28 protein-coding genes and 1 pseudogene are annotated in these 25026 nt (G+C 68.0%); 21 read left to right on the plus strand and 8 right to left on the minus strand.

Translation table 11 applies throughout. The features are described 5' to 3' along the window. Positions 1-24 precede the first annotated feature (24 nt). The 5 genes from yihA to rpmH form a co-directional block, all read right to left on the minus strand. The gene (gene yihA, locus DKG75_RS17175) at positions 25-651 is read right to left on the minus strand and encodes a ribosome biogenesis GTP-binding protein YihA/YsxC (protein ID WP_109922882.1); all 627 of its coding nucleotides are present in this window, start codon (positions 649-651) and stop codon (positions 25-27) included. A gap of 41 nt (positions 652-692) precedes the next feature. Next, the gene (yidC, locus tag DKG75_RS17180; protein WP_109922883.1) at positions 693-2501 is read right to left on the minus strand and encodes a membrane protein insertase YidC; all 1809 of its coding nucleotides are present in this window, start codon (positions 2499-2501) and stop codon (positions 693-695) included. Then, positions 2501-2773 (minus strand): membrane protein insertion efficiency factor YidD, encoded by a 273-nt coding sequence (gene yidD, locus DKG75_RS17185; protein WP_243746390.1) that lies wholly within the window; start codon positions 2771-2773, stop codon positions 2501-2503. Before yidD ends, yidC begins: the two co-directional genes overlap by 1 nt. Next, entirely contained in the window at positions 2770-3132 is a 363-nt protein-coding gene (rnpA, locus tag DKG75_RS17190; RefSeq protein ID WP_166646252.1) for a ribonuclease P protein component, read from the minus strand. Before rnpA ends, yidD begins: the two co-directional genes overlap by 4 nt. 76 nt (positions 3133-3208) lie before the next feature. After that, on the minus strand, positions 3209-3343 hold the full coding sequence (gene rpmH / locus DKG75_RS17195; RefSeq protein ID WP_109922412.1) for a 50S ribosomal protein L34: 135 nt from the start codon (positions 3341-3343) through the stop codon (positions 3209-3211). A gap of 180 nt (positions 3344-3523) precedes the next feature. Here rpmH and parA point away from each other — a divergent pair, with 180 nt between their 5' ends. Together parA and DKG75_RS17205 are read left to right on the plus strand one after the other, a co-directional pair. Next, complete coding sequence (gene parA, locus DKG75_RS17200; RefSeq protein ID WP_109922413.1) at positions 3524-4162, plus strand: ParA family partition ATPase; 639 nt, start codon at positions 3524-3526, stop codon at positions 4160-4162. Next, positions 4159-5226 carry a P1 family peptidase gene (locus DKG75_RS17205; protein WP_279573901.1) on the plus strand — a complete coding sequence of 356 codons (1068 nt, stop codon included), beginning with the start codon at positions 4159-4161 and terminating at the stop codon, positions 5224-5226. The genes parA and DKG75_RS17205 overlap by 4 nt, the downstream gene beginning before the upstream one ends. A 6-nt stretch (positions 5227-5232) precedes the next feature. On the opposite strand, the gene aroC is transcribed toward DKG75_RS17205, so the two are convergent. Beyond that, complete coding sequence (gene aroC / locus DKG75_RS17210; RefSeq protein ID WP_109922414.1) at positions 5233-6303, minus strand: chorismate synthase; 1071 nt, start codon at positions 6301-6303, stop codon at positions 5233-5235. Then, a complete protein-coding gene (gene fabI / locus DKG75_RS17215; protein ID WP_109922415.1) occupies positions 6303-7121 on the minus strand; it encodes an enoyl-ACP reductase FabI in 819 nt (272 codons plus the stop codon). Before fabI ends, aroC begins: the two co-directional genes overlap by 1 nt. A gap of 192 nt (positions 7122-7313) precedes the next feature. Here fabI and pdxH point away from each other — a divergent pair, with 192 nt between their 5' ends. The 3 genes from pdxH to DKG75_RS17230 are packed head-to-tail and all read left to right on the plus strand — an operon-like array spanning position 7314 to position 9669. Continuing rightward, positions 7314-7919, plus strand: a complete 606-nt coding sequence (gene pdxH / locus DKG75_RS17220; RefSeq protein WP_208111912.1) for a pyridoxamine 5'-phosphate oxidase — start codon at positions 7314-7316, stop codon at positions 7917-7919. A 32-nt stretch (positions 7920-7951) separates the two neighbouring features. Further along, complete coding sequence (locus DKG75_RS17225) at positions 7952-8902, plus strand: cation diffusion facilitator family transporter (protein WP_243746393.1); 951 nt, start codon at positions 7952-7954, stop codon at positions 8900-8902. A 23-nt stretch (positions 8903-8925) separates the two neighbouring features. Further along, on the plus strand, positions 8926-9669 hold the full coding sequence (locus DKG75_RS17230; protein WP_243746394.1) for an SDR family NAD(P)-dependent oxidoreductase: 744 nt from the start codon (positions 8926-8928) through the stop codon (positions 9667-9669). Between the two features lie 5 nt (positions 9670-9674). Here the strand turns inward: DKG75_RS17230 and cobT are convergent, their stop codons facing one another. After that, positions 9675-10703, minus strand: a complete 1029-nt coding sequence (cobT, locus tag DKG75_RS17235; RefSeq protein ID WP_109922418.1) for a nicotinate-nucleotide--dimethylbenzimidazole phosphoribosyltransferase — start codon at positions 10701-10703, stop codon at positions 9675-9677. 75 nt (positions 10704-10778) lie between these two features. On the opposite strand from cobT, the gene DKG75_RS17240 reads away from it, so the two are divergent. The 16 genes and pseudogenes from DKG75_RS17240 (at position 10779) to DKG75_RS17315 (ending at position 24938) form a co-directional block, all read left to right on the plus strand. Then, a complete protein-coding gene (locus DKG75_RS17240) occupies positions 10779-11552 on the plus strand; it encodes an adenosylcobinamide-GDP ribazoletransferase (protein ID WP_109922419.1) in 774 nt (257 codons plus the stop codon). Continuing rightward, on the plus strand, positions 11545-12177 hold the full coding sequence (locus DKG75_RS17245) for a prepilin peptidase (protein ID WP_109922420.1): 633 nt from the start codon (positions 11545-11547) through the stop codon (positions 12175-12177). The genes DKG75_RS17240 and DKG75_RS17245 overlap by 8 nt, the downstream gene beginning before the upstream one ends. 35 nt (positions 12178-12212) lie before the next feature. Beyond that, on the plus strand, positions 12213-13121 hold the full coding sequence (locus DKG75_RS17250) for an MBL fold metallo-hydrolase (RefSeq protein WP_109922421.1): 909 nt from the start codon (positions 12213-12215) through the stop codon (positions 13119-13121). 7 nt (positions 13122-13128) lie between these two features. Further along, positions 13129-14880: a patatin-like phospholipase family protein gene (locus DKG75_RS17255; protein ID WP_109922422.1), complete on the plus strand. Its 1752-nt coding sequence runs from the start codon at positions 13129-13131 to the stop codon at positions 14878-14880. A gap of 55 nt (positions 14881-14935) precedes the next feature. After that, a complete protein-coding gene (ygfZ, locus tag DKG75_RS17260) occupies positions 14936-15874 on the plus strand; it encodes a CAF17-like 4Fe-4S cluster assembly/insertion protein YgfZ (protein WP_166646253.1) in 939 nt (312 codons plus the stop codon). Continuing rightward, a complete protein-coding gene (locus DKG75_RS17265; RefSeq protein WP_109922424.1) occupies positions 15874-16461 on the plus strand; it encodes a DNA-3-methyladenine glycosylase I in 588 nt (195 codons plus the stop codon). The genes ygfZ and DKG75_RS17265 overlap by 1 nt, the downstream gene beginning before the upstream one ends. 36 nt (positions 16462-16497) lie before the next feature. After that, positions 16498-16989 carry a GNAT family N-acetyltransferase gene (locus DKG75_RS17270; protein WP_109922425.1) on the plus strand — a complete coding sequence of 164 codons (492 nt, stop codon included), beginning with the start codon at positions 16498-16500 and terminating at the stop codon, positions 16987-16989. Positions 16990-17055: 66 nt separating this feature from the next. Further along, entirely contained in the window at positions 17056-17505 is a 450-nt protein-coding gene (locus DKG75_RS17275; RefSeq protein WP_109922426.1) for a PaaI family thioesterase, read from the plus strand. 164 nt (positions 17506-17669) lie between these two features. After that, complete coding sequence (locus DKG75_RS17280) at positions 17670-18545, plus strand: hypothetical protein (RefSeq protein WP_109922427.1); 876 nt, start codon at positions 17670-17672, stop codon at positions 18543-18545. A 12-nt stretch (positions 18546-18557) separates the two neighbouring features. Then, entirely contained in the window at positions 18558-19193 is a 636-nt protein-coding gene (locus tag DKG75_RS17285; protein ID WP_109922428.1) for a DUF2272 domain-containing protein, read from the plus strand. A 99-nt stretch (positions 19194-19292) separates the two neighbouring features. Then, complete coding sequence (locus DKG75_RS23815) at positions 19293-20363, plus strand: methylated-DNA--[protein]-cysteine S-methyltransferase (protein WP_109922429.1); 1071 nt, start codon at positions 19293-19295, stop codon at positions 20361-20363. A gap of 258 nt (positions 20364-20621) precedes the next feature. Continuing rightward, complete coding sequence (locus DKG75_RS17295) at positions 20622-20738, plus strand: aa3-type cytochrome c oxidase subunit IV (RefSeq protein ID WP_109922430.1); 117 nt, start codon at positions 20622-20624, stop codon at positions 20736-20738. Between the two features lie 104 nt (positions 20739-20842). Then, positions 20843-21979: a Re/Si-specific NAD(P)(+) transhydrogenase subunit alpha gene (locus DKG75_RS17300; RefSeq protein ID WP_109922431.1), complete on the plus strand. Its 1137-nt coding sequence runs from the start codon at positions 20843-20845 to the stop codon at positions 21977-21979. Between the two features lie 40 nt (positions 21980-22019). Next, positions 22020-22295 (plus strand): annotated as a pseudogene (locus tag DKG75_RS17305) (proton-translocating transhydrogenase family protein); the annotation flags it as partial. A 13-nt stretch (positions 22296-22308) separates the two neighbouring features. Further along, positions 22309-23742, plus strand: coding sequence for an NAD(P)(+) transhydrogenase (Re/Si-specific) subunit beta (locus DKG75_RS17310; protein ID WP_109922433.1), 1434 nt, complete (start codon positions 22309-22311; stop codon positions 23740-23742). Between the two features lie 134 nt (positions 23743-23876). Then, positions 23877-24938, plus strand: coding sequence for a RelA/SpoT domain-containing protein (locus tag DKG75_RS17315; RefSeq protein WP_109922434.1), 1062 nt, complete (start codon positions 23877-23879; stop codon positions 24936-24938). The last annotated feature ends 88 nt before the right edge of the window (positions 24939-25026 follow it).

The raw sequence follows: 25026 nt of genomic DNA on the forward strand, positions 1-25026 counted from the left end.
TCCTCGTTCGGTGGGCGGCCTCGCTTAACCCGAAACGCGCGCTTTGCCAAGGGCCGCAAGGGCCGCCCGCACTTCGGGAATGCCCTCGCCGCTCTCGCTCGAGGTCGGCAGGATCACCGGATGGGCGGCGACATGGGGGCGGATCGCCTCCGCCACCTGGGCGATCACGGTCTCCAGTTCGCCGGCCTTCAGCTTGTCGGTCTTGGTCAGCACGACCTGATAGGAGACGGCGGATTTGTCCAGCAGCTTCATCGCCGCATGGTCCGGCGCCTTGGGGCCGTGGCGGCTGTCGATCAGGACCATGACCCGCTTCAAGGTCGGGCGCCCGGCCAGGAAAGTGTCGGTCAGGTCGACCCATTGGGCGACCTTGTCCTTCGAGACCTTGGCGAAACCATAGCCTGGCAGGTCGACGAGGCCGAGGCGGTCGCCGAGGTTGAAGAAATTCAGCTGCTGGGTCCGCCCCGGCGTGTTGGAGACCCGGGCGAGCGTGGTGCGCCCGGTCAGGGCATTGACCAGGGACGATTTGCCGACGTTGGAACGCCCGGCGAAGGCGATTTCCGGCAGCCCCGGGGGCGGCAGTTCGGCGAGCTTGCTCGCCCCCCAGGTGAAGGCGCAGGGGCCGGCGAACAGCAGCCGCCCCGCCTCGATCATCTCGGGCGTGGCGGCGCCGTCCTCGGCGCGGAAGGGGTCGCTCACCGCTTGCCCGGCGGGCGCCCGCCGGTCGGGTTGCTCGGCTTCGCCGGCGTGGCCTTGGCGGTGCCGGCGGCGGCGGCGGCGACCGCGGGCTTCGGCGGTTCCTGGCGGCGGATCAGCCATTGCTGGGCGATCGACAGCACGTTGTTCCAGGTCCAGTAGATCACCAGGCCGGCCGGGAAACTGGCCAGGAAGAAGGTGAAGATGATCGGCATGAACATGAACACGCGCTGCTGGATCGGGTCCGGCGGGGCGGGGTTCATCTTCTGCTGCAGCCACATGGAAATGCCCATGAGCACCGGCCAGACGCCCAGCGCCAGGAAGCTCGGCGGATCCCAGGGAATCAGGCCGAAGAGGTTCAGGACATGGGTCGGATCGGGCGCGGAGAGATCCTGGATCCAGCCGAAGAAGGGCGCATGCCGCATCTCGATAGTGACGTAAAGCACCTTGTAGAGCGAGAAGAACACCGGGATCTGCACCAGGATCGGCAGGCAGCCGGCCAGCGGATTGATCTTCTCCCGCTTGTAGAGCGCCATCAGTTCCTGCTGCTGGCGGGCCTTGTCGTCGGCGAAGCGCTCGCGCAGCGCCATCATCTCGGGCTGCACGTCCTTCATCTTGTTCATCGCCCGGTACGACTTGTTGGCGAGCGGGTAGAACAACCCCTTGATGAACAGGGTCAGGATCAGGATGGCGACGCCGAAGTTGCCGACCTGCCGATAGAGGAAGTCCAGCACCAGGAAGATCGGCTTGGTCAGGAAGAAGAACCAGCCGAAGTCGACCGCATACTCGAACATGTTGATGCCGAGATTGTCGCGATAGGCCTGGAGCAGGTCGACGATCTTGGCGCCGGCGAACAGGCGGTGCGACACCGTGCCCGCGGCGCCCGGCGCCACGGTGGTCGCCTCGCCGAGGTAGGAGGTCTCGTAGCGGTCGCGGTTGCCGATCTTCGCATGGTCGAAGCGGCCGGTGACATTGGCCGCCTGGTCGGGGATCACCGCCGCCAGCCAGTATTTGTCGGTGATGCCGATCCAGCCGCCCTTGGACTTGGTCTCGGGCACCGTCTCCTCGCGGAGATGCTGGTAGTCGTGCTCCTGAAGCTGGCCGGCGAGGACGCCGATCGGGCCTTCATGCAGGATGAACAGGCCTTCGGTCTGCGGCGTCTCGACCCGGGCGACCAGGGCCCGGGTGAACAGGGCGACCGGGGCGCCGCTATTGTTCTGCACCCGGTCCTCGATCGAGAACATGTAGTTCGCGTCGACGGCGATGGTGCGGGTGAAGACCAGGCCTTCGCCGTTGTCGAAGGTCAGGGTCACCGGGGTGGCTTCGGTCAGCTTGCCGGCGCCGGTCCAGACACTGTCTGCACCCGGCAGCTTCACCGCGCTGCCCTGGACCGCGGTCCAGCCGAATTCGGCGTAATAGGGTGTGCGCGAGGCGAGCGGGGAGAACAGCTTGATCTCCGGGCTGGCGGGATCGACCGTCTCGCGATAGGCGCGCAGGGTGACGTCGTCGATCCGGCCGCCGGTCAGGGCGATCGAGCCGTGCAGCTTGGCCGTCTCGATCGGAATCCGCTGCGACTGGCCGAGGGCGCTGTCGCGGTCCAGCAATTGGGCCGGGCCGACCAGGGCGGCATCGCCGGGGGGGACCGCGGCGGGGGTGGCGGCGCCGGTCGCGGCCGGGGCCGTGGCGGCCGCGATGGCCGCCTCTTCCTGGCGCTGGCGCTGGCGGGGGCCGTCCACGAAGAACTGGAAGCCGAGGAGGATCAGGATCGAGGCGGCGATCGCCATGATCAGATTGCGGTTTTCGAGCATCACCAGCACCTGTGGGCGTGACGAGGGGGGGAGCCTGGCGGCGGCACGGGATCATAGCCATGGCCGCCCCAGGGATGGCAGCGGCACAGGCGGCGGACGGTCAGCGCGCTGCCGCGCACCGGCCCATGGACCCTCAAGGCTTCGAGGGCATATTCCGAACAGCTGGGCAGATAGCGGCAGGCGGGCGGCATGGCCGGCGAGATCAGGTAGCGCCAGGCGAGCACCGGCAGGCTGAGCAGGCGGACGGCGCCCGCGCGCAGCAGGGCGATCACGGCCGCACCCCTTTGAGGAGCTTCAGCCGCGCCAGCGCCTGTTCGAGGTCGCGGCGCAGGTCGCCATAGGGGCGGACGGCGGTTTCCTGCCGGCAGACCAGGACGTAGTCGGTGGCGCCGAAGGCGCGGTTGCCGATCACCTCGGCGGCGAGCGCCCGCAGGCGCCGCTTGGCGCGGTTGCGGGTGACCGCATTGCCGACTTTCCGGGAGGCGGTGAAGCCGACGCGGGCGGCAGCGGCATCCGAATCGGGGCGGGCCATGGCCTGCAACATCAGGCCGGGGGTCGTGAACTTGCGTCTTGCCCCTGCCACTGCCAGAAACTCCTGCCTCGTCTTCAAGCGAACAAGCCGCAGCCGCACGTCTGCCCCCTCGTTGGGGCCGGCGTGCGGCTGCGGCTGATCGGTCAGGGCCGGCCCCGTCATGGCCGGCGCAACGTCAGGCCGAGAGACGCTTGCGCCCCTTGGCGCGGCGGCGCGCGATGACGACACGGCCACCGACGGTCGACATGCGCGAACGGAAGCCGTGACGGCGCTTGCGCACCAGGGCGCTCGGTTGATAGGTCCGCTTCACCGGATTACTCCATAGCTTCTTTGCGGCGGGAAGGCCGCCGCCAAAAAATGAGCCCCGGTCTATAAGGTCAGCCGCGGGCGAAGTCAACCGGAGTCCCCCGGTTTCGCTTCAATCTCGCGCCGGGGCGGCCTATCCTGCGGTGCGGCAAGCGGGTAGCGGCAGAATCGGGGGGCAGTCCACATGGCAAAAGTGGTGACGGTCGCACAGCAGAAAGGCGGGGCCGGCAAGACCACGGTCGCCGCCCATCTGGCGGTGGCACTGGCGGAAAAGGGCCATCGGGTCATCGTCGTCGATACCGACCCGCAGCAGAGCCTGGCCGCCTGGGTGCGCGTGCGTGCCGCCTTCGGCGCCGGCGACGTGCCGATCGCGGTCAAGGCCGCCCCCGGCTGGAAGGCGGGACCCGAGATCGACCGTGCAAGGCGCGAGGCCGATGTCGTCGTGGTCGACAGCCCGCCCCATACCGAAAGCACGGCGAAGACCGCGATCCGCGCCGCCGACCTGATGCTGGTGCCCATGCAATTGTCGCCCATGGACATGTGGGCGACCAAGCCGACCCTCGACCTGGCCGGCAGCAGCAAGGTGCCCTTCCTGCTCGTCCTCAACCGGGTGGCGCCGCGCGGCAACCTGAACGAACAGGTGATGCGCGAAATCGCCAAGGCCGGCTATCCGGTGGCGCTCGCCCGGCTCGGCAACCGCACCGCCTTCGCCGCCAGCCTGCTCGACGGTGTCGGCGTCACCGAAGCCCAGGGCAAGAGCCCGGCGGCCGAGGAAGTCCGGGCCCTGGCCGCCGAGGTGGCGGAACGGCTCGGCCTGGCGTGAGCGGCGGCTCCCGGCCCGTCCCCGGGCCGCGTAATCTGATTACCCCGCGGCCCGTCCCCGGGCCGCGTAATCTGATTACCGATGTCGCCGGCCTCAAGGTCGGCCAGGCCGAGGATGCGGGCGTGCGCAGCGGCTGCACGGTCGTGCTGCCCGACGAGCCGGCGGTGATGGCGGTCGACCAGCGCGGCGGCGCCCCCGGCACGCGCGAGACCGACAGCATGGACCCGGCCAATTTCCTTGCCAGTTTCCACGCCCTGGTGCTGTCGGGCGGCTCCGTCTTCGGCCTTGCCGCGGCGGACGGGGTGACGGCGGCGCTGTCCGCCGCCGGCCGCGGCATCCGCATCGGCAATGCGCCCATGGCGGTGCCGGTGGTCCCCGCCGCCATCCTGTTCGATCTCGGCAACGGCGGCGCCAAGGACTGGGGGGCGGAACCGCCCTATCGCCGCCTCGGGATCGAGGCGCTGGGCAAGGCCGGGCTCGACTTTACCCTCGGCAATGCCGGGGCGGGCTATGGCGCGGTCTGCGGCCGGCTGAAGGGGGGACTCGGTTCCGCCTCGGTCACGGTCGACGGGATCGAGGTCGGGGCCCTGGTCGCGGTCAATGCGGTGGGCAGCGCGCTGATGCCCGGCAGCCCGGTGTTCTGGGCCCATGCCCTCGAATGGCAGGGCGAATTCGGCGGCCGCAAGCCCGGCCCGGCCGAGGCGGCGGTGACCATGCCGGATTACGACCTGCCGGCGGACGGCAAGGTGGTGATGGGCGGCCATACCACCATCGCCGTCGTCGCCACCAATGTCGCCCTGGACAAGGCCCAGGCGAAACGCCTCGCCATCATGGCGCAGGACGGGCTGGCGCGGGCGATCCGCCCGGCCCACACACCCTTCGACGGCGACACGGTGTTCGCCCTCTCGACGGCGCGGCGCCCGCTGGACGGGGCGCCGGCGCTCGCCCTGTCCAGGCTCGGCCATCTGGCGGCGGATTGCCTGGCGCGGGCGGTGGCGCGCGGCGTCCATGCCGCCGAAAGCCTGGGGCCCCACCCCTCCTACCGGGAGCGGTGGGGGGAATAGGCTGGCTCAGCCGACCTGGGCGCGGTGGCGCAGCAGGTGATCGGCCAGCACGCAGGCCATCATGGCCTCGCCCACCGGCACGGCGCGGATGCCGACGCAGGGGTCGTGCCGGCCCTTGGTCAGGACTTCCGCGTCCTCGCCGCCGACGGTGACGGTCTCGCGCGGGATCAGGATCGAGGAGGTGGGTTTCACGGCGAAGCGCGCGACCACGTCCTGGCCGGTCGAAATGCCGCCCAGGATGCCGCCCGCCTTGTTCGAGCGGAAGCTGACCTTGCCGTTGTCCATGCGCATCTCGTCGGCGTTTTCCTCGCCCCGGAGCGCCGCGGCGCCGAAGCCGGCGCCGATCTCGACCCCCTTCACCGCGTTGATCGACATGAAGGCGGCGGCGAGATCGCCGTCCAGCTTGCCGTAGAGGGGGGCGCCAAGGCCCGCCGGCACGCCCGAGGCGACGACTTCGATCACCGCGCCGACCGAGGAGCCGGCCTTGCGCACCGCATCGAGATCCGCTTCCCAAAGGGCGGCGGTTTCCGCATCGGGGCAGAAGAAGGGATTCTGCTCGACCTGGGCCCAGTCCCAGCGCTCGCGCTCGATGATCCGGGCGCCGACCTGGATCAACGCGCCCCGGATGGTGACATCGGGGCCGAGGATTTTCCGCGCGACGGCGCCGGCGGCGACCCGGGCCGCGGTTTCCCGCGCCGAGGACCGGCCGCCGCCCCGGGGGTCGCGGATGCCGTATTTCACCTGATAGGTGAAATCGGCATGGCCGGGGCGGAATTTCTGCGCGATCTCGGAATAATCCTTGGAACGCTGGTCGGTATTCTCGATCAAAAGGCTGATCGGGGTGCCGGTGGTCAGGCCCTCATAGGTGCCGGACAGGATCTTCACCTCGTCCGGCTCGCGCCGCTGGGTGGTGAAGCGGTTCTGGCCCGGCTTCCGCTTGTCCAGGAAGCCCTGGATGTCGGCTTCGGTCAGGGGGAGGCGCGGCGGCACGCCGTCCACCACGCAGCCGAGCGCCGGCCCGTGGCTTTCGCCCCAGGTGGTGACGCGGAACAGATGGCCGAAGCTGTTGTGGGACATCAGACGACCGAAAGATCCGGCGCGTCCGCCGCCTTCATGCCGACGACGTGATAGCCCGAATCGACGTGATGGACCTCGCCAGAGACGCCGCGCGACAGGTCGGAGACGAGATAGAGCCCGGCGCCGCCCACTTCGTCGATCGAGACGTTGCGCTTCAGCGGCGAGTTGTATTCGTTCCACTTCAGGATCAGGCGGAAATCGCCGATCGCCGAGGCGGCCAGGGTTTTGATCGGGCCGGCGGAAATGGCATTGACCCGGATTCCGCCCTTGCCGAGGTCGACCGCCAGATAGCGGACCGAGGCTTCGAGCGCGGCCTTGGCGACGCCCATCACATTATAATGCGGCATCACCTTTTCCGCCCCGTAGTAGGACAGGGTGATCAGCGAGCCGCCGTCCGGCATCAGCGCTTCCGCCCGCTTGGCGACCGCGGTGAAGGAGAAGCAGGAGATGAACAGGCTCTGCTGGAAGTTTTCCGGCGAAGTATCGACGTAGCGGCCCTTCAGCTCTTCCTTGTCGGAATAGGCGATGGCGTGGACGACGAAGTCGATCGTGCCCCAGATCTCCTTCAGCTTGTCGAAAGTGGCGTCGATCGACGCCATTTCGGCCACGTCGCAGGGCAGAATCAGGTCGTCCGGCGTGCCCAGGTCCTTGGCCAGCGGGCGCACCCGCTTTTCGAGCGCCTCGCCCAGATAGGTGAAGGCCAGTTGGCCGCCCTGCGCGTGAATCGCCTTGGCGATGCCCCAGGCGATCGAACGGTCGTTGGCGACCCCCATGATAAGTCCGCGTTTTCCAGCCATAAGGCCGGCGCCGTGCGTCATAGGCTGATCTCCCTCAAGGCGGCGTGCAAAGCGCGCGGATTATAGACGTCTCGCATCGCCCCTCAAGCGCTGCATGACAGCATGCGCTTATCAAGGGGGGGCGATGCGCCGCAGCATCCGCCCGCTTGCGTCGGCACGGGGGCTGTGGTCCGTTGTCGTGCCGACGAAAGGTGCCCACCCATGACCGACCTTCTGGCGTCGCTGGACGATGCGACGCTTGCCGCCCGCGGCCCCTTCGAGCTCTTCGCCCGCTGGTTCGAGGAGGCGGAGGCCGCCGAGCCGAACGACCCCAACGCCATGGCTCTGGCGACCGCCGATGCGGCGGGCCAGCCCTCGGTGCGCGTCGTCCTGATGAAGGATTACGACGTCCGCGGCTTCGTCTTCTACACCAATTTCGAGAGCGACAAGGGCCGCGCCCTGCTGGCCAACCCGCGCGCCGGCCTCGATTTCCATTGGAAGAGCCTGCGCCGCCAGGTCCGGGTCGAGGGCCCGGTGTCCGCCGTCGCTGCTGCCGAGGCGGACGACTATTTCGCCAGCCGCCCGCGCGATTCCCAGCTCGGCGCCTGGGCGAGTGCCCAGTCGCGGCCCTTGCGCGCCCGCGCCGGGTTCGAGGCGGAGATCGCGGCGACCGCGGCCCGTTTCGAGGGCGGGCCGGTGCCGCGGCCGCCGCATTGGTCGGGTTTCCGGATCGCCCCGGCGCGGTTAGAATTCTGGCAGGACCGGCCGTTCCGCCTGCACGACCGGGTGATCTTCACGCCCGCGGACGGCGGCTGGCGGGTCCATCGTCTCTATCCCTGACGGGCAAGGCCCCGATGGGGGGAAAGGTCGTCATGACCGGTGATCATGCCCTGGCCGCGCCGGCGCCGGCGTTCGACATGGCCGATGCCGCGCGGCTGATGCGGCGCGCGACCATCGCCTCGGTCTCGGTGGCGGCCACCCTGGTCGTGGTCAAGCTCGTCGCCTATGTCCTGTCGGGCTCGGTCGCCATGCTGTCCAGCCTGGTCGATTCGGCGCTCGACGGGGCCGCCTCCCTCGCCACCCTCTATGCCGTCCATCAGGCGACGGTGCCGGCGGATGCGGAACACCGCTTCGGCCACGGCAAGGCGGAGGCGCTGGCCGGCCTGCTCCAGGCCGCCATCGTCACCGGCTCGGGCGTCTTCCTGCTGTTCGAGGCGGTGCAGCGCATCGTCAGCCCGCGCGCGGTCGACAACGGCCTGATCGCCATCGGCGTGATGGTGGCGTCCATCGCCCTGACCCTGGCCCTGGTCGTCTACCAGCAGCGGGTGCTGGTCAAGACCGGCTCGGTCGCGGTCGCCGGCGACCGGCTGCATTATCTCTCCGACCTGCTGTCGAATGCGGGCGTCATCGTCGCCCTGGTGCTGGCCGGCCAGTTCGGCCTGGTGCTGGCGGACGGCATCATCGCCTTCATCATCGCGGGCATCCTGCTGTACGGCGCCTATGGCATCGCGCGCGGCGCCCTCGACATGCTGATGGACCGGGAACTGCCGGACGAGGAGCGCGAGCGGATCGCCGCCATCGTCCGGGCGGAAGCCCGGATTCTCGCCCTGCACGACCTGCGCACCCGCCGTTCCGGCCTTTCGACCTTCATTCAGCTGCACGTCGTGCTGGACGGCGACCTGCCGCTGCGCGAGGCTCATGCCATCGTCGAGACCGTCGAACGCGCGCTGGTCGAAGCCTTTCCCGGCGCCGAAGTCATCATCCACGAAGACCCCGACGGGGTCGAGGATGCCGACGGCCACGCCCTTGACCCGGCTCCCTGAGCCTTTAGTTTCGAGCCATGCCCGTGATCGAGAACGAACGCCGCCGCACCCTGATCCTGACCGGCGCCAGCCGGGGGATCGGCCATGCCACCGTGAAGCGCTTTTCCTCGGCGGGCTGGCGGGTCATCACCCTGTCGCGCCAGCCCTTTCCCGAGAACTGCCCCTGGGCGGCCGGGCCCGAGGACCATGTGCAGATCGACCTTGCCGATGTCGAGGCCATGCCCCGCGTGCTCGACGAGATGCGCAGCCGCCTGACCGACGGCAGGCTGGACGCCCTGGTGAACAATGCCGGCATCTCGCCCAAGGGCGCGGGCGGCAGCCGGCTCGGCACCATCGCCACCGAATATGAGACCTGGGACCGGGTGTTCCGGGTGAATTTCTTCGCCCCCGTGCTGCTCGCCCGCGGGCTGATGGAGGAATTGCGCGCGGCCCAGGGCTCGATCGTCAATGTCACCTCGATCGCCGGCTCGCGCGTGCATCCCTTCGCCGGTTCCGCCTATGCCACCTCGAAGGCGGCGCTGGCCGCGCTGACCCGCGAGATGGCCGCCGATTTCGGCCCCCTGGGCGTCCGCGTCAATGCCATCTCGCCGGGCGAGATCGAGACCGCGATCCTCTCCCCCGGGACCGAGAAACTGATCGACCAGATCCCGCTCCGCCGCCTCGGCTCCACCGCGGAAGTGGCCAAGGCGATCTATTTCCTCTGCACCGAGCAATCGTCCTATGTGACCGGCGCCGAGCTTCACATCAACGGCGGCCAGCACGTATAGGCCGGTCAGCCGGGGTCCTTCCCGTCCACCCCGGCCTCGCCGAAGCTCGCCATTTCATTGTGGGTGCGGGCGGCGGCGCGGATGATGCCGGCGGCGACCGCCGCCCCCGAGGCTTCGCCGAGGCGCATGCCGAGGTCGAGCAGGGGCGGGAGGTCCAGGGCATCCAGCAGGCGGCGGTGGGCCGGTTCGGCGGAACAATGGCCGGCGACCGCATGCGCCAGGCCGTCCGGCCGGATCAGGCCAAGCGCGGCGACGGCGGCGGTGGCGACATAGCCGTCGAGCACGACCGGCACCCGGGCAAGGCGGGCGGCGATGCAGGCGCCCAGCATGGCGGCCAGTTCCCGGCCGCCCAGGCGCCGGGCGAGATCCAGCGGATCGGCGGTTTCGGCACGGTGGAAGCGGGCGGCCTCGGCCACCGCCGCGATCTTGGCCGCCAGCACCGGGCCGGCGGCGCCGGTGCCGGGGCCGACCCAGTCGATCGCCGCGCCGCCGAACAGGCCGGCGGCGGTGGCGGCGGCGGCGCTGGTATTGCCGATGCCCATCTCGCCGAGGCAGAGCAGGTCGAGCCCGGGGGTAACCACCTTGAAGCCCTCGGCGGCGGCGGCGATGAATTCGGCCTCGCTCAGGGCGGGCTGGCGGCGGAAATCCGCGCTCGGCCGTTCGAGGTCGAGGGGGACGACGGTCAGTTCGGCGCCGATCGCCCGCGACAGGGCATTGATGGCGGCGCCCCCGGCGGCGAAATTGGCCACCATCTGGGCGGTCACGCTGGCCGGATAGGGCGAGACGCCGGCCGCCGCGATGCCGTGATTGCCGGCGAAGACCGCGATCCGGATCGATTCGGCCGCCGGCCGGGCCCGGCCCTGCCAGCGCGCCAGCCAGACCGCCAGCGATTCGAGCCGGCCCAGGGCGCCCGGCGGCTTGGTCAGCACCGCATCGCGGGCCCGGGCGGCTTCGGCGGCGGCATCGTCACCGGCGGGAAAGCTGGCGATCAGGGCGCGCAGCGCCGCAAGATCGACGGGTGGTTTGATCGGCATCGTCAAAGCTGGCAGGGTCGGGACAGTTAAGGGCCCCAAGCTGTAGCCGTTCGCGGCCGCGACAAGAAGCGACAAATGCAGGATCAGCTCCCCCCGAAGACCGGCCGCGGCGACAATTTCCGCCTCGTGCTCGGCCTGTTCACCCGCCTGCCGGTCGGCGACCTGCCGGTCCTGCCGCCGGGCAGCCTGGGCCGCGCCGCCTGGGCCTTTCCCCTGGCGGGGGCGGCGGCCGGCCTGTTCGCCGGCCTCTGCGTCCTGGTCGGGGCCGAAGTCGGCCTCGGGCCCTGGCTGCTGGCGCTGGTCGCCATCGCCGCCGAACTGATCGTCACCGGCGCCTTTCACGAGGACGGTTTCGCCGATATCGCCGACGGCCTCGGCGGGCGCGACGCCGAGGCGCGGCTGCGCATCATGCGCGACAGCCGGATCGGCGTCTTCGGCAGCGCCGCCCTGTGGCTGAACCTGACCGCGCGCCTCGTCCTCCTGGCGGGGATCGCCGGGGGCGGGGTCTGGGCCCTGGTCTTCGCCCTGGTCGCGGCCAATGCCGGGGCGCGGCTCGCCTTGCTGCTGCCGCTCCTGCTGCTCGATCCGGCGCGGCCGGACGGGCTCGGCGCCTCGGTCGGGCGGGTCCCGGGCGAGGCGGGGTGGACGGCGGTGGTCTATGCTGCCGGCATCGGCCTCGTCTGCCTCGGCTGGGGCGTGGTGCCGGCCGGTCTGGCGGTGCTGGCGGCCGGGGTCGTCGCCACCCTGTTCGGGCTGCATCGCCTGGGCGGCTATACCGGCGACCTGCTGGGCGCGACGGCGGGCCTGGCCATGATCCTGATCCTGCTGGTCGCCGCCGGCCATGGCTGAGGTCGTCGCCCTTCACCCCTATGTCGGCGCCGTGCTCGGCCTTCTTGCCGGCGGCATCGCCTGGCGGGTGAACGGCGTGCTGGCCGCCCATCGCGACCTGGCGGTGCCCCGTCTCGGCCTGCTGTGGCTGGTGCTGGCGGGGGTCTATGGCGGTTTCGCCCTGGCCCAGGCGGGGATCCAGCCCCATGGCGCGGCGCTGGTCGTGCTGGGGGCCGTGGCGCTGGCGGTGATCGGCTTCGATTTCCACCACCGGCGCATCCCCAACGAATGGTCGCTGGCGATCGCCGCCCTCGGCCTTGCCGATGCCCTGGCCCGCGACCGCCTGGTCGAGGCGGCGGCGACCGGCCTCGGCGGCGCCCTGCTGCTGTTCGGCCTGGCCGCCCTCTACCGCCTGATCCGGGGCCGTTCGGGGCTCGGGCTCGGCGACGTCAAGCTCGTGGTCGGCATCGGCATCTGGCTGGGGCCGCTGGGGCTGGTCTGGTGCTACCTGACCGCCAGCGTCGCCACCGTGGTCTTCGCCCTGGGCGCGCTGGCCTTGCGCCGGCTGGCGGACGATCCGCCGTTCGGGCCCGGGCTGCTCGGCGCCATGCTGGTCCTGTTGCTGACCGGGGCGCCCCCTTTATAACTCGTGTTAAGGTGCTGCTGCGAGGAAACGACGGAATGGCCGTGGACATCCCCTATCGCCGCGAGATGGCGTTCGATTACGGCCGGCTGGAGCCGGTGGCGCCGGGCTTGCGCCGGATCGTGGCGCGCAATCCCTCGTCCTTCACCTTCCACGGCACCGGGACCTATGTCGTCGGCGAGGGCCGGGTGGCGGTGATCGACCCGGGCCCGGACGATGCCGACCATATCGCCGCCCTGCTCCAGGGCCTTGGCGACGAGGTGGTCAGCCATATCCTGGTCACCCATACCCATATCGACCATTCCCCCGGCGCCGCCCCCCTGAAGGCGGCGACCGGGGCGCCGACCTATGGCTTCGGGCCCCATGGTTCCGGCCGTCTGGAAGCGGCGGGGCAGGCGGCGGTGCAGGGCGGCGACATGGCTTTCGCCCCCGACCGGGTGCTGCGCGACGGCGACGTCGTGGCCGGCCCGGGCTGGACCATCGAGGCGGTGCATACCCCCGGCCATACCTCGAACCACCTGTGCTTCGGCTGGCGCGAGCCGAAGGTGCTGTTCTCGGGCGATCACGTCATGGGCTGGTCGACCAGCGTCATCACCCCGCCCGACGGCGACATGAACGATTACATGGAAAGCCTCGCCCGCCTGCTCGAGCGCGACGACGAGACCTATTGGCCGACCCACGGCCCCGCCATCACCGATCCGAAAGCCCATGTCGCCGCCTTCATCGCCCACCGCAACGAGCGCGAGGCGCAGATCGTCCGCCTGCTGGCGGAACGGGGGCCGTCGCTGATCATGGATCTCGTCCCCGTCATCTATGCCGCGGTCGATCCCGCGCTCTATCCGGCGGCGGCGCGCTCGACCTTCGCCCATCTGCTGCGCCTTTACGACCAGGGAAGCGCCGCGGCCGAGCCGGGCGCCACCCTGGACGGGCGCTGGCGCCTGCGCTGATCCCGCGATGACGCCGCCCGAGGCCGATCCCACCCTGCTGGACGGCGTCGCCCTGTTCGCCGGGCTGGAACCGGCGGCGCGCCAGGCCGTGATCGACCATGCCGACTGGTTCAGCCTGCCGGGCGGCAATGTCCTTTTCGCCCAGGGCGAGGCGGGGGATGCGCTCTATATCGTCCTGCGCGGCAGCCTCGCGGTGCTGCGCGTCGCCGGCGACGGCGTGCGCCGGCGCATCGCCCGCATCGCCGCCGGCGAGGTGGTGGGCGAGATGGCCCTGGTCTCGGGCCGGGCCCGGTCCGCCAGCGTGATCGCCGAGCGGGACTGCGAAGTCCTGCGTCTCGACCATGCCGGGTTCGAGGCGCTGGTCGCCCGCCACCCCCAGGCCATGCTGGGGGTTACGCGCCAGATCGTCTCCCGTCTCGAAGTGATGCAGGACAATCCGCTGGGTCAGCCGCCGCCCCGGCCGCGCTCCATCGCCCTGCTGCCGGCGGGCAGCGGGCGCGACTGCGCGGCCATGCGGCGCGACCTTGCCCGTTGCATGCGCCAGTTCGGCACCGTCGCCGAGATCGGCGAAGGCGAGGGCGGCGGCCGCCAGACCCAATGGTTCCACGATATCGAAAGCCGCCACGACTTCATCCTCTACCAGGCCGACGAGACGGCCGGCGCCTGGAGCCGCCTGTGCCTGCGCCAGGCCGATGTCTGCCTCGTCGTCGTCTCCGCCGACGATGCCGAGACCAGGCGCCGCCACCCGCTCGAAGCCGCGGCCAGCCAGCGCGGCCAGGCCATGGAACTCGTGATGTTGCATCCGGCCGACCGCATCTCGCCGGACAATTCCAAGGCCTTCCTCGCCGGCCGCCGGGTCGCGCTGCATCACCATGTCCGGGTCGGGGTCTTCGCCGATGCGGCGCGCCTGGCCCGCCAGGTGACGGGGCGGGCGGTCGGGCTCGTGCTGTCGGGCGGCGGCGCCCGGGGCTTTGCCCATCTGGGGGTCCTGCGCGCCTTCGCCGATGCCGGGGTCGCCATCGACATGGTGGGCGGCTGTTCCATGGGCGCGATCGCCGCCGCCGGCGCCGCCATGCATTGGGATGCCCATGAGGCCGAGCCGCGCTTTCGCCGCGCCTTCGTCGACACCAACCCGGTCAACGATTTCACCCTGCCCCTGGTGGCGCTGACCGCCGGTCGGCGGGTCACCCGGCGGCTACGCGACGCCTTCGGCGAGCGGCGGATCGAAGACCTGTGGCTGCCCTATTTCTGCGTCTCGACCAATCTCACCCGGGGCACGCTGGCGGTGCACCGCCGGGGCCTGCTGTGGCAATGGCTGCGCGCCAGCGTCGCCATTCCCGGCATCATGCCGCCCTGGGTGAACCCGAAGGGCGAGGTCTTCGCCGACGGCGGCGTCCTCGACAACCTGCCGGTCACGCCCATGCGCGCCTTTGGCCGGGGCCCGGTGATCGCGGTCGACGTGGGCGAGGCGCCGGCCTTTTCCGCCCCCGGCGCCCTGCCCGAGGAAACCTGGTTCGAGCGCCTGTTCCTGCGCCGGCGCCCGCGCATGCCCTCGATCCTGCAGATCCTGCTGCGCGCCGGCACGGTGAAGACTCCGGCCGACAGGCTGGGCCGGTCCGCCGCCGATTTCTTCCTGAAGCCGCCGGTGGAAAGCATCGATTTCCTCGACTGGAAAGCCTTCGACCGGGCGGTCGAACTGGGCCGGCGCCATGCCCAGGCGGAACTGGCGCGGGCGCCGGCAAGCGTTTTCGGGCGATGACGGGAATGCCGCGCCCGCACTTGACAGCGGGCCGCCGGCCCCAAACTCTCTGGATATGATCGAAACTGCAAAACCCCTCGCCACCCGTCTGCCGGGCCGTGCCTTGCTGGCCCTCGGCGGCGCCGACACCATTCCCTTCCTGCAGGGACTGATCACCAACGACGCGACCCGGCTGTCGCCGTCGCAGGGCCTGTTCGCCGCCCTGCTCACGCCCCAGGGCAAGTTCCTGCACGAATTGATCATCGCGCCCGCGCCAGCTCCGCCTGGGCATGGCGACGGCCTGCTGGTCGATACCGAGGCGGAACGCTGCGCCGACCTGCAACGCCGCCTGACCCTGTACCGCCTGCGCGCCAAGGTGACCATCGCCGCGCCCGCGGACGGCACGGTGGTCGCGGTCTTCGGCCCGGGCAGCGCCGCCGCCTTCGGCCTCGATGCGGTCGCGGGCGCGGCGCGGGAACTGGCGGGCGGCGCCGTCGCCCTGGTCGATCCGCGCCTGGCCGATCTCGGCGTCCGCCTGCTGGGCCCCGCGGCGGCGGTCGATGCCGCGCTGGCGGCGGCCGGCCTGTCGCTGTCGGCGGCGGCGGAAGCCTATGACCGCCATCGCCTCGATCTCGCGGTACCCGACGGCTCGCGCGATATCGCGGTCGACCGCGGCTTCCTGCTCGAAAACAATTACGAGGAATTGAACGGCGTCTCCTTCACCAAGGGCTGCTATGTCGGCCAGGAACTGACCGCGCGCACCAAGCATCGGGCGACGATCAAGAAGCGCCTGTACAAGGTCGAATTCGATCCCGCGGCCGAACCGCCCGAACCGGATACCCCCATCCTGCTCGGCGGGCACGAGGCCGGCGCCATGCGCAGCAGCCGGGCCGGGGTCGGCCTCGCCCTCATGCGCCTCGAATACCTGAAGGAGAACGAGGCGGATGACCATGTCTTCACCGCCGGCAGCCTGGTGGTGCGGCCCTGCCGCCCCGCCTTCCTCGGAGATCTGTGATGGCCGGCACCCTGATCCGCCACGCGGACGGGCGCGACCGCTGCCCCTGGTGCGGCACGGCGCCCGACTATGTCGCCTATCACGACGAGGAATGGGGCGTGCCGGAACACGACAGCCGCGCCCTGTTCGAAAAGCTGATCCTGGACGGTTTCCAGGCCGGCCTCGCCTGGATCACCATTCTTCGGAAGCGCGACGGCTTCCGCGCCCGCTTCGAGGGTTTCGTGCCGGAACGGCTGGCCGCCTGGGGCGAGGCGGAGGTCGCCGCGGCGCTTCAGGATGCCGGCATCGTGCGCCACCGGGGCAAGATCGAGGCGACGGTCGGCAATGCCCGCGCCTATCTCGCGATCGAGCGGAACGAGGGCGATTTCGCCCGCTTCCTGTGGTCCTTCGTCGGGGGCGCACCCGTCGTCAACCGCTGGACCGCGCTCGGCGAGGCGCCGACCTCGAGCCCGCAAGCGGAGGCGCTGTCGAAGGCGCTGCGACAAAAGGGCTTCCGTTTCGTCGGCCCGACCATCGTGTATGCTTTCATGCAGGCAGTCGGCATGGTCGACGACCATCTGGCCGGCTGCCACGCCAAGCGGCATTGAGATAAGGCCGAGGAACCACCCGGGGGGGGCAAGGGGATGGGTACGACGATGACGGAGGGCGACAGGCTTCGCATCCGGTCTGCCGGCAGCGGCGATTTCTCGACCTGTGCCGGGATCTTCCTGGCGGCGCGGCGCCGCGCCAAGCCCCATGTCCCGCCCGACCGCTTCACGGCGGAGGATTTCAGCTTCGCCATCGCCGATCTCGACCTGAAGGTCGCCGAACGCGCCGGCCGGGTCGTCGGCTTCGCCGGTTTCGACCCGATCACCCGCGAGATCGACCTGCTCTTCGTCTCGCCCGAGGAACAGGGCAGGGGCGCCGGCGCCCTGCTGCTGGCCGAGGTCGGCCGGTTGCTCGGGCCCGGGGCCTACCTGCGCTGCGAGGCCCATAATACGGCCGTGCGCGCCTTCTATCGCGCCCAGGGCTGGGTCGAGGCGCGCGAATCATGGGGCGAGGTGCAGTTCGTCCGCCCCGCGGCGGCGCGCATGCCCTTTCCCGGTTTGCTGGGCGTGCCGCTGTTCGCCCTTTGACGCCGCGTCGCCGGGCCGGCCGGGGCGGGGCTTGACAGGATGGCGCAGGGCCGCGCCGAATAGGCCATGGCCGATCCCGTCCCCGACCATGCCGTTGAAGACGACGAGCGCGACATTCCCGAGGGTTTCCGCCGCCTGCCCTGGCGCAGCGGCTACGGCCTGACCGTCGGCCCCCTCTACGAGCGCGACGAGGCGGCGGGCGGTTTCACCCGCGCCTTCCGGGTCGGGCCGCACCACACCAACATGCTGAACAATTGCCACGGCGGCATGCTGATGGGCTTTGCCGACGTCACCTTCGGCCACATCATCTCGCACCGGACCGCGCTCAACTGGATCACCGTCCGCCTGATGGTCGATTTCATCGCCGGGGCGCCGCTCGGCGCCTGGGTGCAGGGCACGGCCCGCCTCGTCGCCGCCGACGGCGACTTCCGCACGGCGGAAGGCCGGATCTGGACCGGCGATACCCTGGTCGCCACGGGCACGGGCATTTTCAAGGTCATCGGCAAGCGGTTCTGATCGGGCCCGGCCCCGGGAAGGCGTGCCGTCCGGCGGATCGGCAGGTTGCGGCACGCAAAACAATTCATGGTTTTATTTGCCATTTTGGATATTTCTTTAATTGATAATATGCACGCATGAAACACACTCATGATTGCCTTTCATGGCAATGATGAGGTGGGGGGATGGCGATATACTTCGAGGTATTGCGTGACGGGGGGAAGTGCTCGGCACGCGCGAACGGGGCCGATCCGCTGGCCGTCGGATCTCGCGTCCGCTTTGGCGGGACGAAATACGGCCTGTCCAACGACAGCGGGCATTTCGGCCATAGCCTGGCCGCGCAGCACCTGTTCCGGGCGGCCGACTACGGCGCCGTCTTCGGCTTCTGGAGCGATTTCATCGAGCCGACCGCGGTTTGCGAGGGGCAAAGTTTCCTGTCCCTCAATACCTACGACCGGGCCCGCTTCACCTTCGGCTTCGGCCAGTTCGCGGTCCATGTCGCCGATCACGACTTCATCCGCTGGTTCCGCGACATGCTGGGCCGTCCCGAGGCGGACGATTATTTCCCCAACCTCGAAGTGCGCAACGGCCGCATCTGCAAGATCGAGACCGGCAAGGCGATCCCGTTGGAGAGCGCGGACAGCACCGGGCCCCTGCAACTCTATCTCAACCCGACCCTCGAAGCCGTCGAGGACGACGAGATCGTCGCCGCGGCCAAGCTGCTTCATTGGACCATTCACCACCCCGAGGTGAAACTGCTCCAGGTGCAGCACATGGTAAACACGGCCCGCGCCCTGGTCCGGGAGGCGGACAAGCGCCTTGGCCTGGACGGCAAGACGGCCGACATCTGCGCCGTGATCTTCGATATCCGCCATCAGGGCCGCGGCACCTATGCGGAAATGCAGGCCGCGCTGTTGAAGTCGAAGCCCTTCGACGCCCTCCTCCAGGTGGGGGCGGACGATCAGGCCGGCCGGGTGGCCAACCTGAAGTCGGCGATGAAGTCCCGCCAAGCGGCGCTGGCCGCCCGCCGCTGGTCCCGCCAGCGCGGCGATTTCGTTTAAGGGAGGCGTCGGATGACCACGGTCGAAAAACTGGTGCAGGCGGCGCGTGCGGAATGGACGCGGTGGGGCGGGCCCGTCCTCACGCGCGAGGGCAAGCGGCTCGGCTTCTCGTACAAGATCATGGAGGGCGAGCATCCCTACTGGACCTATGTCGGCGCCTATTGGAAAGAGATCGGCAGCGATCTCGACGGCCGGGACCGCAGCAAGGCCTGGTCCGGCGCCTTCATCTCCTATTGCTTCGCGAAGGCGGGGGCCGGCAAGAAATTCCCCGAATCGGGCAATCACTCCGAATATGTCGCATCGATCGCCACCGGCAAGTTTGCCGGCCTCCAGTTGGTGGATGCCAAGTCGGTGCCGCTGGCCGTGGGCGATCTGCTGTGGGCGACCCGGCGGGGCGATGGCTGCCGCAAGCCGCCGGCGACATTCGAGGCGGCGCTGGTCGAACTGGACGGGATCGCCAAGGGCAAGGCGGACACATTCTGCAGTCACGTCGATATCGTCGTGGCCCTGCGCCCGGGCGAGGTCGACGTCATCGGCGGCAACGTCGATGATGCCGTCACCCGGACCACCTATATCCTGGACCAGCAGGGCTTGATCGCGGATGCGCGCCGGTCGTTCATCGGCGTGGTCAAGAACACGATGGCCTGAGCCGGCGCGGCATCGAATTGCTGCGCAAGATCGGGGCAGCCCGTGGCAGGTTGGTACGGCATGGTGGCCGGCGCCGCAACCCGCCACGGGATTGTTCCGATGACGACTGATTCTCTGCCTGATGCCGATGCCTGCTGGTCCCGCCTGATCGATGGCGGGGCGGGGCCCGACTTCATCTACGGCGTCACCACCACCGGGGTCGCCTGCCGGCCGGGCTGCCCGTCGCGCCGGCCGCGGCGGGAGAATGTGCGTTTCTTCGCCGATCTGGCGGCGGCTGCGGCGGCCGGCTTCCGGCCGTGCAAGCGCTGCCGGCCGGACCAGGCCCTGGGCGCGGCGGCGGCGCGGGCGACGGTGGCGGTCGAGAAAGCCTGCCGCCTGATCCGCGAGGCGCTGGCGGCGGGGGAGGCGGCGCCGACCCTGCATGCGCTGGCCGAGGCGGTGAACCTCTCGCCCTTCCATTTCCAGCGCCTGTTCAAGCGGGTGGCCGGGGTTTCGCCCCGCGACTATGCCGCCGGCTGCAAGCAGGGCCGGCTGGTCGAACTGCTGGGCCAGGGCGACGATGTCGCCGGCGCGCTCTACGAGGCCGGCTTTGGCGCGGTGTCCGACGCCTATCGCGCGGTCAAGGCGGCGACGGGCACGACGCCGGCGAAACTGAAGGCGGGGGGCTTCGATCTCTGGTGGGGCGCGGTCGAGACCCTGCTCGGCCTGACCCTGGTGGCGGCGACCGGCCAGGGCATCGCCGCCCTCTTCATGGGCGAGGACGAGGAATTGCTGATCGCCGACCTCGTCCGCCGCTTCCCCCATGCCCGCATCATGCCCGACGACGGCCGCCTCGAACCGCTGCTGGCGGCGGTCGCCACGCGGGCGGCGGCGCCGGAGGCCGGGGGCGACCTGCCCCTCGACCTGCGCGGCACCGCCTTCGAGATCCAGGTCTGGCAGGCGCTGCGCGACATTCCGGTGGGCGAGACCCGGACCTATGGCGCGCTGGCGGCGGCGATCGGCAAGCCCGGCGCGGCGCGGGCGGTGGGGCGCGCCTGCGGCGCCAATCCGGTCTCGATCCTGGTGCCCTGCCACCGCGCGGTCGGTTCCGACGGCTCGCTCACCGGCTATCGCTGGGGCACCGCCCGCAAGCGGAAACTGCTGGAACTGGAGCGGGATGCGGCATCCTGACCCGGTTCCCCGCCCGAATGGTTCCTTTTGGCAATAGGCCGGGGCCCGCCGCTTCTGCTACGCAGCAAGAGAAGCCTTGTTTGCTCTTGCCCCTTTTGTAATAGTGCGCGCCGAATAAGGGGTCTGGCGGGATTGGCGAGCGGTTTTTCGACGGTCGTGCCGGGCAAATAAGAAATCTTGAACTTTAGGATCTGCACTCGGCGCCGATAACGGGTTGCGCCTCTATCGGATCGTCGGGGAGCCTCGGGAACAGACGTCATGACGATGGACATCACCGAACAGCGGAAGACTTATGCTCTGTTCATGAGCCTGACCAAATGGGGGATCATCGCCTGCATCGGCCTGCTGGTGCTGATGGCGATCTTCCTGGTTTGACCGCGCTGCTTTGACCGCTTCGGGGGGCGGGGACCGGCGTTTCGGCCGGGCCCGCGTCCTTCCGCTTTCTTCCGCCAATAATACCGCTCAAGTCTGGGGGCCAGATGAGGATTGCTATCCCTAAGGAGCGGCGGCCGAACGAGAATCGTGTCGCTGCCTCTCCTGAATCCGTGAAGAAGCTGATCGCGCTCGGCGCCGAGATCGTGATCGAGACCGGGGCCGGTATCGCCTCGGCCGTGCCCGATGCCGCCTTCGAAGCCGCCGGCGCCAGGATCGCGCCCGACGCCGCCTCGACCATCGCGGGCGCCGACGTCGTCTTCCACGTGCAGCGTCCGCTGCCGGAAGAGCTTCAGCACTTCAAGCGCGGGGCCGTGCTCATCGCCGGCCTCAATCCCTATGCCGACCGCGACAGCGTGAAGGCCTATGCCGAGGCCGGCATCGACGCCTTCGCGATGGAATTCGTGCCGCGCATCACCCGTGCGCAGTCGATGGACATCCTGTCGTCCCAGGCCAATCTCGCCGGCTATCGCGCCGTCATCGAAGCCGCGGCCGAATACGCCCGCGCCTTCCCGATGATGATGACCGCCGCCGGCACCGTGGCCCCGGCCCGCACCCTGATCATGGGCGTCGGCGTCGCCGGCCTCCAGGCCATCGCGACGGCGAAGCGTCTCGGCGCCATCGTCTCGGCGACCGACGTGCGCCCGGCCACCAAGGAACAGGTGGAATCGCTGGGCGGCACTTTCGTCGCGGTCATGGACGAGGAATTCAAGAACGCCCAGACCGCCGGCGGCTATGCCAAGGAAATGTCCAAGGACTATCAGGCGAAGCAGAACGCCCTGATCGCGGACACGATCAAGAAGCAGGACATCGTGGTCACCACCGCGCTGATCCCGGGCCGCCCTGCGCCGGTCCTGGTGACGCCGGAGATGGTCGCCACCATGAAGCCGGGCGCGGTCATCGTCGATCTCGCGGTCGAACAGGGCGGCAACTGCCCCCTGTCGCGGCCGGGCGAGGTGGTGGTCACCGAGAACGGCGTGAAGATCGTCGGCATCATCAACCTGCCCAGCCGGATTTCGGTCGATGCCTCGCAGCTCTTCGCCAAGAACCTGCTGAACTTCATCACGCCGCTGGTCTCGAAGGAGACCAAGCAACTCGCGATCGACTGGGAAGACGAGATCATCAAGGCCTCCATCCTGACCAAGGGTGGCGCCGTGGTGCATCCGGCCTTCGCCGCCGCCTGATCGAAGAGGTGACGCCATGGATCATTTCATTTCCCTGCTCTCCATCTTCGTGCTGGCCGTCTTCGTCGGCTATTACGTCGTCTGGAGCGTGACGCCCGCCCTGCACACGCCGCTGATGGCGGTGACCAACGCGATTTCGAGCGTGATCATCGTCGGCGCCATCATCGCCGTCGCCGTGCCGGCCATTTCTTCGGCCTCCTGGGCCTCGAAGATCTTCGGCTTCGTCGCGGTGATCTTCGCCTCGGTGAATATCTTCGGCGGGTTCATGGTCACGAGCCGAATGCTCGCCATGTACAAGAAAAAAGAAAAGAAGTGAGGAGTAGACGTCGATGAACGCCAATCTCGCTTCTGTCCTGTACCTCGTCTCCGGGGTGCTGTTCATTCTCGCGCTGCGGGGCCTGTCGTCGCCCGCCACCTCGCGCACGGGCAACCGCTACGGCATGATCGGCATGACCATCGCGGTCGTGACCACCCTGCTGTCGCACCAGGTGCTGCCGAATATCGACGCGCTGACGATCGCCATGATCGTGGTCGCGCTCGCCATCGGCGGCGGCATCGGCGCGGTGATCGCCAAGCGCGTCGCCATGACCTCGATGCCGCAGCTCGTCGCCGCGTTCCACAGCCTCGTCGGCATGGCCGCGGTGCTGGTCGCGGCGGCCGCCTACTATGTGCCGGATTCCTATGGCATCACCCTGCCCGAGCCCGAAGGCGGCATCAAGACCGGCTCGCTGATCGAAATGGGCCTTGGCGTCGCCATCGGCGCCATCACCTTCTCGGGCTCGATCATCGCCTTCGCCAAGCTGAACGGCAATATGTCGGGCGCGCCGATCATCCTGCCGGCCCGGCACCTGCTGAACATCGCGATCGCGACGGCGATCGTCGTGCTGCTGGTCATCCTGATCGTGACCAAGGGCGAGGCGACCTGGGCCTTCTGGGCTCTGACCGCGCTCTCCTTCGTCATCGGCATCACCCTGATCGTCCCGATCGGCGGCGCCGACATGCCGGTGGTCGTGTCCATGCTCAACTCCTATTCGGGTTGGGCGGCGGCCGGCATCGGCTTCACGCTGCAGAACACCGCGTTGATCATCACCGGTTCGCTGGTGGGGTCGTCGGGCGCCATCCTGTCCTACATCATGTGCAAGGGCATGAACCGCTCGTTCATCAGCGTCATCCTCGGCGGCTTCGGTGCCGACGCGGGTGCGGCGGCGGCGGCCGGGGGCAAGAAGGAAACCCGCCCGGTCAAGCAGGGCTCGGCCGACGACGCGTCCTTCATCATGAAGAACGCCGGCTCGGTGATCATCGTCCCCGGCTACGGCATGGCGGTGTCCCAGGCCCAGCATGCGCTGCGCGAAATGGCCGACCTGCTGAAGGCCGAGGGCGTGAAAGTGTCCTACGCCATCCACCCGGTGGCGGGCCGCATGCCCGGCCACATGAACGTGCTGCTGGCCGAAGCCAATGTGCCCTACGACGAAGTGTTCGAGCTTGAGGACATCAACTCGGCCTTCTCGCAGGCGGACGTCGCCTTCGTCATCGGCGCCAACGACGTGACCAACCCGGCGGCGAAGACCGACAAGGCCTCGCCGATCTACGGCATGCCCATCCTTGAAGTCGACAAGGCGAAGACGGTGCTGTTCGTGAAGCGCGGCATGTCGTCGGGCTATGCCGGCGTCGAGAACGAACTGTTCTTCCGCGACAACACCATGATGCTCTTCGGCGACGCCAAGAAGGTGGTCGAGGAAATCGTCAAGGGTCTTGGCCACTAAGCCGGACGCCTGAAAGATCGGGGCCGCGCCAGCGATGGCGCGGCCCTTTTCGTTCTATTTGAGATGTTTCTTAATCAACTCTAGGATGGTAAATTCTGGATTTCCTCCCCTCTGGATAATAGGCGGAAGCGCGAATGGTTTGGGCAACCTTGGAGTATTCGCCGGAGCAGGTAAACAGTGCCGGCAAAAAATTAGCTGGCTTGATTTTTCCAGTTATCACTAGCGAGGGGGTTAATGTTCTCTCGATTATCAATAATTGGCGTTCGGCACATGCTTTTCCATTAAATACATTCCAAATGACATTGAGAAACAAGGCAAAAAAAATTGAAAGAGAAATTATCGTGGCCCAAAGAATTAAAAGGCTTGAGTCTATTCATAGAAAATTGACGCAGAAAAATTCCATGAGAATGACTCAAATGCAAGATATTGCGGGGTGCCGGGTGGTTTTTAAGGAAAAAGGAAGCGTATATTCTCTTGTTGAAGAATATAAAAACACTGGATTCTCTCATGCATTTAAGGGTGAGAAGGATTACATTTTAAATCCCAAAGCGGATGGATATAGATCGTACCATTTGATATTTCAATACAAAGGAAGAGGGGTGAATATGAAATATGATAACTTAAAAATAGAAATACAAATTAGAACTCAGCCACAGCATGCCTGGGCGACAGCTGTGGAAGCGGTTGGTTTGTTTACGCGTCAGGCTCTGAAATCAAATCAGGGAAACCAGGATTGGCTTCGATTTTTTGCTCTTATGGGCACTGCTATTTCGATTATAGAAAACTGCAATCCAGTGCCAGGAACTCCCGATAATCGGCGTGAATTGGTTAGGGAAATTGAAAGCTTATCTAAAAGATTAAATGTATCAAATGTATTACAAATGTATAACTCTACGATAGAGTTCATTGGGGGCGCTAAAGATTCTAAATATTTTCTTCTTGATCTTGATCCTAATGCTGGAACTATTAAAATAAGAAGATTCAAGGCAAAAGAATCTGCTGAAGCAAATAGATTTTACACGGATCTGGAGGGGTCTATATCTGATAATTCTCCGAACCAAATAGTATTGGTGTCTGTTGAGAACATTAATTCCTTAAAAAGAGCATATCCAAATTACTTCATGGATACGGATATATTTTCAAAAATTGTTGCGAACATTCGGCGTGGGGACTTTTCTATGCCTACCCCTCAATAATTTCATTCAACACTACGGTGGAGTCATCGTTGTTTCCCCGCCACCGGCTTTGCCCTATGGTCGCGGCCCCGAAACGTGACGAGCCCGA

This window comes from Zavarzinia compransoris (assembly GCF_003173055.1).
GTDB classification, from domain to species: Bacteria; Pseudomonadota; Alphaproteobacteria; order Zavarziniales; family Zavarziniaceae; genus Zavarzinia; species Zavarzinia compransoris.